Raw genomic sequence first — 11,668 nt, 5'->3', positions numbered from 1 at the left:
ATATATGGCGAAATAAAAAAGCCCCTTCCTAAGAAGAGGCGTCATTCATTCATGGCGCTCTTCTTATCTCCCAGCGTTTCCGCTGCAAGAATTAGCACCGTGCTTAGCGTGCGCCAAGCCGGTTGCCGGGCTTCATTGGGCTCGTCCCTCCGCCTGCTCTTGATAAGAAAGCCTGCTCGTTTATGCACTTGTCAAACGATTGGCAAATTTACTTTGAATTATGACAGCCTTTGCCGCCGTTGTCAATCATTTTTTTAAAACAGCCTGGTCAACGTTGTCCCGTCAACGGTTCATTGCCGCTCTTTTTTTCAAAACAATCCGAGCCGGCCGATCCGCTCCGCCGCTTCGCGAAGCCGCGCTTCATCGGTCAACAATCCAACGCGCACATACCCTTCGCCGTGTTTTCCAAAACCGATGCCTGGGGCAACGGCGACATGCGCCCGCTCAAGCAACAGATCGGCAAATTCGGCGGATGATGCGCCTTTTGGCAACGGAAGCCAGGCGAAAAATGATCCAGACGGCGCCGGCGCTTCCCAGCCGATCGCGCGCAAAGCATGAATAAACGTATTGCGGCGCGCCTCGTACAAGGCAACGAGCTCCGCGACGCAGTCTTGCGGGCCGAGGAGCGCAGCTGCCGCCGCTTCTTGGACGGCGCCGAACAAGCTGACGTACAAATGATCTTGCAACAACTCAATGGCACGGATGATCCGCTCATTGCCGACAGCGAACGCCACGCGCCAGCCGGCCATATTGTACGTTTTCGAGAACGTGTAGATTTCAACGCCAATGTCTTTCGCCCCGTCCACTTCTAGAAAGCTGACCGGCTTTTGGCCGTCAAAGCCGATCGCGCCATAGGCAAAATCATGCACAACGGCTATGCCGTACTTTTCCGCAAATGCCACCGTTTCAGCAAAAAACTCCTTCGTCGCCGTCGCGCCGGTCGGGTTGTTCGGATAGTTTAAAAACATCAGTTTCGCCCGGTCGGCCGCCGCCCTGGGAATGGCCGAATAATCCGGCAGAAACTCATTCTCCGCGACAAGCGGCATCATTTCCATCCGCGCGCGGGCGAGCGCGATTCCCGACCAATAGTCCGGATAACCCGGGTCCGGGACGAGCACGACATCGCCCGGGTTGACGAGGCAAAGCGGCAGCTCGACAAGCCCGGCTTTGCCGCCGAACAAGATGGCGACCTCGCGGGCCGGGTCGATCGTCACCCCGTACTCGCGCGCGTAAAACGCCGCTACGGCTTTTTTCAAAAACGAGTAGCCTTGAAACGGCGAATATTTATGGTATTTCGGATTGGCCGCCGCCCGCTGCATCGCCTCGACGATATGCTTTGGCGTCGGCTGATCCGGATTGCCCTGCCCTAAGTTGATCACATCATAACCCGCCTTGATCTTCGCACCGACTTTCGCCACGAGCGAGGCGAAAAACTGCTTCGGCAGCTGTTCAAGCAGTTCGGAAAAGGGAAATTCGATCGTCATCGTCCACACCTTCTCAAACATTCTTGAAATTCTAGTGCAACATCATATATCGTTAAAAGCAAAATGTAAAGAAAATTTTTTCCGAGGTGAACGCTCATGACGATCCGCATCGCCTGCCTGCAGCTTGACATTGCATTTGGCGATCCAGCAAAAAACGAACAGCAAGCCGAACAGGCCGTGGAATCCGCTGCCAAAGACGGCGCTGACATCATCGTGCTGCCAGAGTTATGGACGACCGGCTACGATTTGACGCGCCTGGATGAAATTGCCGACGAAGGCGCCGAACGGGCGAAGGCGCTCGCTTCCCGATTGGCGCAAACGTACGGCGTCCATTTCGTCGCCGGTTCGGTCGCCAAAAAAACAGCCGCCGGCGTGACAAACACGATGATCGTGGCCAACCGCCATGGCCAAATCGTCGGCGAATACAGCAAGCTTCACCTGTTCCAATTGATGGATGAACATTTGTATTTGCAGCCGGGAAACGAGCCAGGCTTGTTCTCGCTTGACGGGCTGCCGTGCGCTGGGGTCATTTGCTATGACATCCGATTTCCGGAGTGGATTCGCGCCCATGCGTTGGCCGGAGCGGAAGTGCTGTTTGTCGTCGCCGAATGGCCGCTTCCCCGCCTTCACCATTGGCGGACGCTCTTGATGGCGCGGGCGATTGAAAACCAATGCTATGTCGTCGCTTGCAACCGGGCCGGACGCGACCCGAACAACGTCTTCGCCGGCCATTCGCTCATCATCGACCCATGGGGCGAAATTATCGCCGAGGCGGACGAGAAGCCGGGCATTCTCTCGGCCGACATCAATCCCTCGCTCGTTGCGGACGTCCGCGCACGCATCCCGGTGTTTGCCGACCGCCGGCCGCACGATTATGAAGAGGCGGCAAAAAAATTTTTCAAAACGTATTGACAATCCGCCAGCCCAACCTGTATCATTCGAATCAAGCAACCAAACGATTGTTAACATCGTGAAAATTGCAAAAACTTAATAGCTAGATCGGTACTCTTATCAAGAGTTGGCTGAGGGAATTGGCCCAATGAAGCCCAGCAACCGACCGTAATGCTATCGTGAGATAGGGCGCACGCCAAAGGCGGCGCCGGAAGCGAACCGCTTCCGCAGGGCACGGTGCTAAGTCCAACAGAAAGACCGATGTCTTTCTGAAAGATAAGAGGCGCGAAGACGATGCATCTTCAAGCCTCTTTCCGTATGCGAAAGAGGCTTTTTCATTTGCCAAAACCTAAAGGGGGAACGTGAAAATGACGATTGTCCAATCCACTGTTTACGAACCGCTCACCGAACAAAAAGCGACCGCCCTCGCCGTCCGCCTCGGCCTATTCCGAGACGGGGCGCCGCTTGTGTGCCGCGAAATCGGCGACGGAAACTTAAACTTAGTCTTTCATATCGTCGATCAGGAAACGAAGCAAGGCGTCATCATCAAACAGGCGCTCCCGTACGCGAAAGTCGTCGGCGAAAGCTGGCCGCTCACGTTAAAGCGCGCGGTTATTGAAAGCAACGCGTTGCGCACGTTTGCCAGCTATGTACCGCAATACGTGCCGAACGTCTACTATTCTGACGAATCGCTTGCCATTACCGTGATGGAAGACTTGTCCCGTCTGCAAATCGCCCGCAAAGGGTTGATCGAAGGGAAAACATTTCCGCTTTTGTCCCGGCATATCGGCGAATTTATCGCCAAAACAGCGTTTTACACATCCGATTTCGGCATGAACCAGCAAGAGAAAAAGAAATTGGCGCAAAGCTTCGTCAATCCGGAGCTGTGCAAAATCACCGAAGATCTCGTCTTCACCGATCCATTTTTCGACCATGACACGAACAACTTCGAAGACGAGCTGCGGCCGGACGTCGAAACGCTTTGGAATGACGACCGCCTCCGTTTGGAAGCGGCGAAGTTGAAGCGCAAGTTTTTAACCGAAGCCGATGTGCTTCTGCATGGCGATTTGCATACCGGCAGCATTTTCGCAAGCACCGACGAAACGAAAGTAATCGACCCGGAATTCGCTTTTTACGGCCCGATCGGCTTTGACCTTGGACAGTTTTTCGCCAACTTGCTGTTAAATGCGTTGTCCCGCCCTGACGTTGAGCGCCAACCGCTCTTTGATCACATCGACCGGACCTGGGACGTCTTTGCGTCCATATTCTCGGAGCTTTGGCGCACCAAAAGCATCGAGACGTACGCCGCAACACCGGGCTTGCTTGACGAAGTGCTCCGGCATGCGTTCATCGATGCTGTCGGCTTTGCCGGCTGCGAAGTCATCCGCCGGACGATCGGCCTCGCCCATGTGGCCGACCTTGACGGCATCGAGCAGAAAGAAGCCCGCCTTGCCGCCAAACGACACGCGCTCCGCCTCGGCCGCCGCCTAATTGTCGAGCGCAACGAGCTGACCGGAACGGACGGCTTCCGCCGAGTGTTTGCAGAAACCGAATAGTAACACGGCGACGACCGGCCCAGTGCCGGCCCGGATCAACGGAAAATGTGAAAAGAAAGGAAGACGACGATGGACACCTTTGCCATCCCGCGCTCTGTCGAGTGGCGCGAGACGCATATCACGATTTTAAACCAACAAAAATTGCCATTGGCAACAGAATATATCGACCTGCATACGCTTGAAGACGTGTACGATGCGATCGCCTCGCTGAAAGTGCGCGGAGCGCCGGCGATCGGCATCACCGCCGCTTATGGTCTGGCGCTCGCCGCCTCGCATTATAAAGCGGAAACGGTCCACGAGTTCCATAGCCGCCTAAAGCAAGACCGCGATTATTTGGCAAGCGCCCGCCCGACGGCCGTCAATTTGGTTTGGGCGCTTGACCGGCTCACTGCCGCCGCCAAAGACGCCGCCTCAGTCAACGAAGCGAAAACGGTGCTTATTCACGAGGCAATACGCATCCAAATCGAGGACGAAGATGTCTGCCGCCGCATCGGCGAACATGCGTTATCGCTTTTTCGCCCAGGCGAGCGGGTGATGACGATTTGCAACGCCGGCTCGATCGCCACCGCCCGCTACGGCACGGCGCTCGCCCCGTTTTATTTGGCGAAAGAGAAAGGGATCGAGTTATCCGTGTACGCCCTTGAGACGCGCCCCGTTTTGCAAGGAGCGCGTCTGACCGCCTGGGAGCTGATGCAAGCAGGCGTCGACGTCACGCTTATTACGGACAACATGGCGGCGCAAACGATCAAAGCGAAAGGGATTCGCGCCATTATCGTCGGAGCCGACCGGATCGCACAAAACGGCGATACGGCGAACAAAATCGGCACGTTCGGCCTCGCCTTGCTCGCCAAATCGTTTGGCATTCCGTTTTACGTCGCCGCACCGTTGTCCACCATCGATTTGGCGACAAAGACAGGGGCAGACATCCCGATTGAAGAGCGCCATCCGGATGAAGTGACCCATCTGGCCGGCGTGCGCGTCGCCCCGGAAGGCGTCAACGTGTATAACCCGGCGTTTGACGTGACGCCAAACGAACTGATTACCGCGATCATTACCGAAAAAGGCATCGTCCGCGGCAGCTACAGCGCGGCACTGCCAGCGTTATTTGCAAAGGAGGAGCAGCATGAAACGATTTAAGGCCTTATCGTTCCTTTCTCTTCTTTTCTTTGCCGTGTTCTCCGTCTTGGCCGGCTGCACGAACGAGCAAGACGCCGTGAGCTCTAAGCCGGCCAACGAAACGAAGCAAACGGCCATCCAAGGCGACACCGTCTCATCCAACAGCCAAACCGCATCGAGCAGCGAACAGGCGGCCATCCCGGAGAAGCTGAAAAAACCGGTGAAGATCGCCGCCATTATGCAAATGTCCATCGGCACGTTCTCGTCGCAATACATCGCCGGCGTCAAAGAACAAGTGCAAAAGTTCGGCGGCGAAGTGCAAATTTACAACGCCGACAACGACTTGACGAAAATGGCCTCATACGTAGAAACGGCCATCACGCAAAACGTTGATGCCATTCTGCTTGATCACGGCCGCGCTGATGCACTCGAAGGCCCGGTGAAAAAAGCGGTTGAAAAAGGCATCCCGGTCGTCGCCTTTGACAACGATTTGAACATTCCCGGCGTCACCGTCATCGACCAAGACGACTACAGCCTCGCCTGGAAAACGTTAAAAACACTCGCCGAAGATTTAAATGGAGAGGGCAACATCGTCACGATTTGGGTCGGCGGTTTTACTCCAATGGAGCGGCGCCACGTCATTTATGAGGCGTTCAAAAAACGCTATCCGAACATAAAAGAAGTCGCCAAGTTCGGTACGGCGAGCGCCAACACGGCTTTGGACACGCAAACGCAAATGGAGGCCATTTTGAAAAAATATCCGAACAAAGGCGACATTGACGCCGTCTTCGCAACTTGGGACGAGTTCGCCAAAGGAGCGACGCGCGCCATCGAGCAAGCCGGGCGTACGGAAATCAAAGTATACAGCATCGATTTGAGTGACGAAGACTTGCAAATGATCCAAAAACCGAACAGTCCGTGGGTGGCGACAACAGCGACGGATCCGGCGGAAGTCGGCCGCGTTCAGGTGCGGTTCGCCTATCAAAAAATCGCTGGCGAGAAAACGCCGAACATTTACTCGCTCGAGCCGCATTTAGTAAAACGGACCGACTTGCCCGATAAGCAAGTATCGATGAACGAGCTTTCGCAATACATCCCGGGCTGGGGGCAATCGAACGTCGCCATCTCGCCATGGATGAAAACGTTGGAAGCTCAGGTGAACAAAAAATGAACAGGCTGTCAATGCGAGGCATTGAAAAATCGTTTGGCGCGGTGCGCGTGCTTGACGGCGTGGACTTTTCCGTCCGTCCAGGCGAAGTCCACGCCCTTTTGGGCATGAACGGCGCCGGCAAAAGCACGCTCATGAACATTTTGGCCGGCGCCATTCCTCCCGACGCCGGCACGATCACGATCGATGGCGTCAACTGCACCTTTTCGTCGCCGCTTGACGCGAAACGAGCCGGCATCGGCTTCGTCGTCCAAGAGGTCGACACGGCGCTTTTCCCAGGATTGCCCGTTTACGAAAACTTGGCGGCTGATGAGCTCGCTGATGTGAAGAAACAGCCGATCCGCTCGCTGCGCCGGGAAAAAGAACGGGCCGCTGCTCTGCTTCGCCGCGTCGGCCTTGCCATTTCGCCGGCAAAGCTCGTGCGCGACTGCTCGCTCCATGAAAAACAGCTGATCGTGCTCGCCAAAGTGTTGTCATCGAATGCGCGCTACATCATTTTGGACGAACCGACCGCCGCCTTGAGCGAAGCCGAAACGAAGCGGCTGTTTGCCATCATCACGGAACTGAAACAGCAAGGCGTCGGCTTTATTTACATCTCTCATAAACTGAAAGAAGTGCAGGAAATCGCCGACCGGTTGACGATTTTGCGCGACGGCCGCGTCGTCTACCATGGTTCCGCCCGCGGTTTGCCGCTTGAAGACATCGTCCTTCATATGACCGGAACAAGGCGAGCCGCCGCCATGAAACAAACGCGCGCGCATGGAAGCGACATCGCGTTTGCCGCCCTCGGAATTTTGATCGACAAAACCGGGACAACAGTCGACCTATACGCCCACCGCGGCGAAATCGTCGGCATCGCCGGCTTGGTCGGCGCCGGCAAGACGGAGCTTGCCGAAAGCCTCATCGCCCACCGGAACACATCCGGCGAGTGGGAAATTGATGGCAGACGCTATGTGTTCTCATCGCCTTATGAAGCCATCGACGCCGGCCTTTGCCTCATCCCGGAAGAACGGCGCAAACAAGGGCTGTTCTTGCCCGAGTCAGTGAAAACCAACATCACCGTCCGCCTCCTTTCCCGGCTGTCGCGCTGGCAATGGATCAGCCGAAGGAAGGAAACGGACGCCGCCGACGAACTTGTCCGCTCGCTCGGCATCCATCCGCCGTTGCCTTCGACCGCTGTCCGCCACTTAAGCGGCGGCAACCAGCAGAAAGTCGTCATCGGCAAATGGCTGAACACAAACGCGCGTGTTTTTCTATTCGACGAGCCTACGAAAGGAATCGATGTCCACGCCAAACAAGAGGTGTTTTCCATCATCCGTGCTCTCGCCGATGAAGGAAAAACAGTACTATATTTTTCGAGTGAATTTCACGAGCTTCTTGAGGTGTGCGACACCATCTACATCATGGCTGACGGCCGGCTGCTCACCCGCCTGCCGGCCGCAGAACTAACCTATGAACAGCTTGTGTACTATTGCAGCGGAGGTGAGATCGATGAGCCAGCCAGCCGTTTCCACAGCGCCGTCGAAAAAAGCGGCGCCGTTCATTCTTGAATTTTTGTATAAACATGGCACACTGCTTGCCATTTTGGCTGTAATCGCCTATTTTGGCCTGACACAAGACCGGTTTTTTACCTATGAAAACTTCAGCGACATTTTGCGTTCCATTTCCATCGTCACCTTGGTGGCCATTGGCATTACATTTTCGCTCATCGTCGACGGCCTCGATTTGTCGGTCGGTTCGACAGTGAGCTTGGCGACGATTGCCAGTGCGGCGGCGCTTGTCTTGCATCGCCAAGAAATTTTCGTCACCTTGCTCGTGCCGCTGTTGCTCGGCGTCGCCGTCGGGTTGCTTAATTCGTTGTTGATCGTCAAATTCAAACTGCCCGATTTGCTCGCCACGTTGGCGACGATGTACGCGATCAACGGCGTGCAGCTTACGTATACAAAAGGATTTTCGATTTATAACGACATGCCGCTGCCTGATGGCGGCACGGCGCCGGGCAAATTTATTCCTTCCTTTTTATTTATCGGCCAAGGGGAGCTGTTTGGCGTGCCGTTTTCGGTCTTGCTCATGCTCGTTGTCGTCATGGCCGCCCACTTGTTTTTAACATACACCAAACCTGGCCGTCTCTTTTATTTAACGGGTGAAAACCGGGAAGCAGCACGGCTCTCTGGCATCCCAGTCAACCGTTACCGGACGTATGCGTACGTCATCAGCGGCTTTTTCGCCGCCTTGGGGGGCATCGTGCTCGCCTCGCGCATCGGCACCGGGCAAGTGTCGGCCGGCGCTTCGTTTTTGATGGACGGCGTCGCCGCCGCCTACATCGGCTTTTCTGTCTTCGGCGCCGGCAAGCCGAACGTCATCGGCACCCTGTTCGGTTCGATTTTGATGGGCGTGTTGTTGAACGGCTTGACGATGGCAAACGTCCCGTATTACGCTCAAGACATTATAAAAGGCGCCATTTTAGTCGGCGCCCTCGCCTTGTCGCATTGGCAAAAAAAATAATGTCCCATTCCCTGCCCCCATGGATTCGCGTCATGGGGGCGGGCGTCATTTTGGGAGGCATACACACCCGCCGATCAGCTGAAGCGCGATTGATAGCGCCGCTCCAGCTCCAGCAGCTTTGCTTTTACATCGGTCCGGCTTCCGGCGTAGCCGACGAGGGCGCCGTTTTTGCCGACAATGCGATGGCACGGGACGATGATGGCGAGCTCATTCGCCCGGTTCGCCTGGCCGACGGCGCGAACCGCCTTCGGGCGGCCGATTTGCGCAGCGATGTCAGCGTATGTCGCCGTCTCGCCGTATGGGATGCGGCAAAGCGCCGCCCACACTTCTTCTTGGAAGGGCGTCCCTTTCCATTTCAGCGGCAAATCAAACGTCCGGCGGCGGCCGTGAAAGTACTCATCCAACTGTCGAAGCGCGCGTTCAAGCAACGGCGACCGGCTTTGGACAACCGGATGCCCGCCCGCAAACGCGCGCCATTCTTCCGGAAACAGTTCAACTTTCATGATCGCTTCGCCGTCGGAAGCGATGTATAGATCGCCAAGCAGCTCCGACCGGTATACGGCATATTCAATCGCCATCGTCGTCTTCCCTCTCTGTCCGCTCAATCGGCAACGTAATATGGAACGTCGTGCCGACCCCGACTTCGCTTTCCACGTCAATTTTCCCTTGATGTTCTTCAATGATCTTATAGCTGACCATCAAGCCGAGTCCGGTGCCGCGCTCTTTCGTCGTATAAAACGGCTCGCCGAGTTTTTTGATTTTATCTTTCGGAATGCCGACGCCTTGGTCAGTGATGGAAATGCGAACATTTTTGCCCATGCGGGCGATCCGCACCGTGATGTCCCCGCCTTTGGGCATCACTTCAATGGCGTTTTTCAAAATGTTGATAAACACCTGCTTCAGCTGATTCAGCTCGCAATACACCGGCGGCAGCCCGCGGTCGAAATCGGCAATGATTTGCACGTTATTCATCATCGCCTGGGCGCTGATCAAATCGATCGTATCCTGCATGATTTTGCAAATGTCGTTTTGCTTGTATTGCACCGCCTGCGGTTTGGCCAAAACGAGAAACTCGGTGATGATCGATTCGATCCGCTTCAATTCCGACATAATGACATTAAAATACATCGAATAATCGCCGTCAATGCTTCCTTGCAGCAGCTGGATGAACCCTTTTAACGCCGTCATCGGGTTGCGGATTTCGTGGGCGATGCCGGCAGCGAGCTCGCCGACGACATTGAGCGTATCCGATTTGCGCAGCTGCAGCTCCATCTCCTTCCGCTCGGTCATATCGCGAAACGTCATCATTCCAACGCCGGAAATGACTTCTTTTTTCAACGAAAACTCGATGATTCGCTCCTTTGTCTCATCGGAAAACTCGACTTCGCCGCTCGCCTCGCCAGCGCGCTGACACTCAGCCATCAGCTTGTTCAACTGGCGGCGCGCCCGGTCCGGAAGAAGTTCGCCGACCTTCCGGCCAAGAAGCGCCTCCTTTTCAGCAGAAAAAATGCCGCAGGCGATTGGATTGGCGTCAATGATGCGATGCTGCTCATCCCAAAGCAAAATGCCGTCCATCGAGTGATCGAAAATACTGCGGAATTTTTGTTCGCTTTCCCGCAGTTCGCGCTCGATTTTCCGCCGCCCGCTCACGTTGCGGAAAATTGTCAAATGGTAGCCGTCAATCGCCCCTTTTTTCATCGTAAACTCAAGCTGTTTCTGTTCGCCGTTTGGCATATGGAACGTCAGCTCATCGCGAATTTCCCCTTTTTGGCGGAACTCGCTGAAAATCCGCTTCACCTTTTCATCCCCATATTCCACAAAATCGAGCAAATTGCGGCGCACAAGCAAATTCAAAGGCAGCTCAAACGTCCGGCTCGCGGCCGGATTGGCGTTCAATATGTAGCCAAAATCATCCCAAATGAGAATCGCCTCATGCGCCTGCTCGAAAATGGCCCGAAACCGCTCTTCGCTTTTTTGTAGTTTGATTTCCATATTTTTTCGATCGGTCACATCGCGCATAATGGCCATGTAAAAGCCGCTGTAGACGTTCGACGTCACCGTCAGTTCAAACATTTTCACCGTTCCGTCCGGGCGGACAAGCGACAACTCGCCTTTGGCCGTTCCCTTTTCTTTCACTTCCGCGAGCAGCCGTGCGAACTCATTGACGCATTCGCAGGCGACGAACTGCTGAAACGACAAATTGAGCAGTTTTCCTTTTTCCAAGTTCAAGCTCATCGAAAACGCCGGATTGACATCGATAAAACGCCCAAATTCATCGAAAATGACGATGCCGTCGACGGCGCGGTTGAATACGTCGCGAAACAAAAACTCATGAATGATTCGTTCGCGCTCAAGCGCCTTATGAGCCGAAACGTCGCGCATCATCACGAGGTCAAATTCATGAAACACGTCTTTTTTTATCGAAAATTCGATATGCTTCACCTTGCCGTCCGGCAGCTTAATGAGCAGCTCGTCGCTGAACGAGCCGAACTTTTGCAGCATCGACTGCTGAAACAGCAAAATATCCGGCGGCACGAGCTCCAAAAACGAGAAAAGCGAACGGCCGATCAAGTCAAACTTATCCATCTCAAACAGCTTACACGCCGCTTCGTTCACATCGACAAACTCGCCGTTTTTATTTAAAATGACAATGGCGTCGAGCGATCGCTCGAAAATGACGGAATAACTGTTGAGCCGCTCCTTTAGGCGACGATTTTCCTCTTCAAGCTGCCGCACATCCGGCGTCGCATTTTGTTCTTCCCGAGGAGAAAGGCTTTGGACCATATCCATCTCTCCCTCTAGAAATGTTGATGTATCAAGGCTCCTTGTCTATTCAAACCGTTCAACGAAATATATATTCGATGTGGAAAAATTTACTCCTCCCTTCGCTCATGAAGATTTTGTGAATTCTTTTCTCTACCGTTCGACAAGTTTTTCTTCTTTTTCGT

9 protein-coding genes and 2 riboswitches are annotated in these 11,668 nt (G+C 54.6%); of the genes, 6 read left to right on the top strand and 3 right to left on the bottom strand.

What is annotated here, in order from left to right:
• Positions 1-60: 60 nt before the first annotated feature.
• A riboswitch (SAM riboswitch) is annotated at positions 61-169 on the bottom strand.
• 139 nt (positions 170-308) lie between these two features.
• Positions 309-1,484 (bottom strand): pyridoxal phosphate-dependent aminotransferase, encoded by a 1,176-nt coding sequence (locus tag AP057_RS03370; protein ID WP_033015817.1) that lies wholly within the window; start codon positions 1,482-1,484, stop codon positions 309-311.
• Positions 1,485-1,580: 96 nt separating this feature from the next.
• Between AP057_RS03370 and AP057_RS03365 the strand changes: the two genes are divergently transcribed.
• The 6 genes from AP057_RS03365 (at position 1,581) to AP057_RS03340 (ending at position 8,720) form a co-directional block, all read left to right on the top strand.
• Positions 1,581-2,396, top strand: a complete 816-nt coding sequence (locus AP057_RS03365) for a carbon-nitrogen family hydrolase (protein ID WP_055358060.1) — start codon at positions 1,581-1,583, stop codon at positions 2,394-2,396.
• Between the two features lie 93 nt (positions 2,397-2,489).
• Positions 2,490-2,658: riboswitch (SAM riboswitch) on the top strand.
• Between the two features lie 85 nt (positions 2,659-2,743).
• The gene (gene mtnK, locus AP057_RS03360; protein ID WP_033015813.1) at positions 2,744-3,931 is read left to right on the top strand and encodes an S-methyl-5-thioribose kinase; all 1,188 of its coding nucleotides are present in this window, start codon (positions 2,744-2,746) and stop codon (positions 3,929-3,931) included.
• 69 nt (positions 3,932-4,000) lie between these two features.
• A complete protein-coding gene (gene mtnA, locus AP057_RS03355; protein WP_033015812.1) occupies positions 4,001-5,068 on the top strand; it encodes an S-methyl-5-thioribose-1-phosphate isomerase in 1,068 nt (355 codons plus the stop codon).
• Positions 5,055-6,218, top strand: coding sequence for a sugar ABC transporter substrate-binding protein (locus tag AP057_RS03350; RefSeq protein WP_033015810.1), 1,164 nt, complete (start codon positions 5,055-5,057; stop codon positions 6,216-6,218). The genes mtnA and AP057_RS03350 overlap by 14 nt, the downstream gene beginning before the upstream one ends.
• Positions 6,215-7,765: a sugar ABC transporter ATP-binding protein gene (locus AP057_RS03345; RefSeq protein ID WP_055358058.1), complete on the top strand. Its 1,551-nt coding sequence runs from the start codon at positions 6,215-6,217 to the stop codon at positions 7,763-7,765. Before AP057_RS03350 ends, AP057_RS03345 begins: the two co-directional genes overlap by 4 nt.
• Positions 7,707-8,720, top strand: a complete 1,014-nt coding sequence (locus tag AP057_RS03340) for an ABC transporter permease (RefSeq protein WP_033015807.1) — start codon at positions 7,707-7,709, stop codon at positions 8,718-8,720. Before AP057_RS03345 ends, AP057_RS03340 begins: the two co-directional genes overlap by 59 nt.
• 74 nt (positions 8,721-8,794) lie before the next feature.
• Here the strand turns inward: AP057_RS03340 and AP057_RS03335 are convergent, their stop codons facing one another.
• Together AP057_RS03335 and AP057_RS03330 are read right to left on the bottom strand one after the other, a co-directional pair.
• Complete coding sequence (locus tag AP057_RS03335; protein ID WP_033015805.1) at positions 8,795-9,298, bottom strand: methylated-DNA--[protein]-cysteine S-methyltransferase; 504 nt, start codon at positions 9,296-9,298, stop codon at positions 8,795-8,797.
• On the bottom strand, positions 9,288-11,504 hold the full coding sequence (locus tag AP057_RS03330) for a PAS domain S-box protein (protein WP_055358057.1): 2,217 nt from the start codon (positions 11,502-11,504) through the stop codon (positions 9,288-9,290). Before AP057_RS03330 ends, AP057_RS03335 begins: the two co-directional genes overlap by 11 nt.
• Positions 11,505-11,668: the final 164 nt, after the last annotated feature.

It is taken from the genome of Geobacillus sp. Sah69 (assembly GCF_001414205.1).
Taxonomy (GTDB): domain Bacteria; phylum Bacillota; class Bacilli; order Bacillales; family Anoxybacillaceae; genus Geobacillus; species Geobacillus stearothermophilus.
The sequence above is the reverse complement of the archived record's forward strand: the minus strand, read 5'-3'. Positions and strand labels throughout refer to the sequence as shown.

What these genes read in the sequence shown, in the direction of transcription:
- AP057_RS03350 (WP_033015810.1), top strand. Translation starts at nt 5,055, where the DNA reads ATGAAACGATTTAAGGCCTTATCGTTCCTTTCTCTTCTTTTCTTTGCC.
- AP057_RS03335 (WP_033015805.1), bottom strand. Translation starts at nt 9,298, where the DNA reads ATGGCGATTGAATATGCCGTATACCGGTCGGAGCTGCTTGGCGATCTA.
- mtnK (WP_033015813.1), top strand. Translation starts at nt 2,744, where the DNA reads ATGACGATTGTCCAATCCACTGTTTACGAACCGCTCACCGAACAAAAA.
- AP057_RS03330 (WP_055358057.1), bottom strand. Translation starts at nt 11,504, where the DNA reads ATGGTCCAAAGCCTTTCTCCTCGGGAAGAACAAAATGCGACGCCGGAT.
- AP057_RS03345 (WP_055358058.1), top strand. Translation starts at nt 6,215, where the DNA reads ATGAACAGGCTGTCAATGCGAGGCATTGAAAAATCGTTTGGCGCGGTG.
- AP057_RS03365 (WP_055358060.1), top strand. Translation starts at nt 1,581, where the DNA reads ATGACGATCCGCATCGCCTGCCTGCAGCTTGACATTGCATTTGGCGAT.
- mtnA (WP_033015812.1), top strand. Translation starts at nt 4,001, where the DNA reads ATGGACACCTTTGCCATCCCGCGCTCTGTCGAGTGGCGCGAGACGCAT.
- AP057_RS03340 (WP_033015807.1), top strand. Translation starts at nt 7,707, where the DNA reads ATGAGCCAGCCAGCCGTTTCCACAGCGCCGTCGAAAAAAGCGGCGCCG.
- AP057_RS03370 (WP_033015817.1), bottom strand. Translation starts at nt 1,484, where the DNA reads ATGACGATCGAATTTCCCTTTTCCGAACTGCTTGAACAGCTGCCGAAG.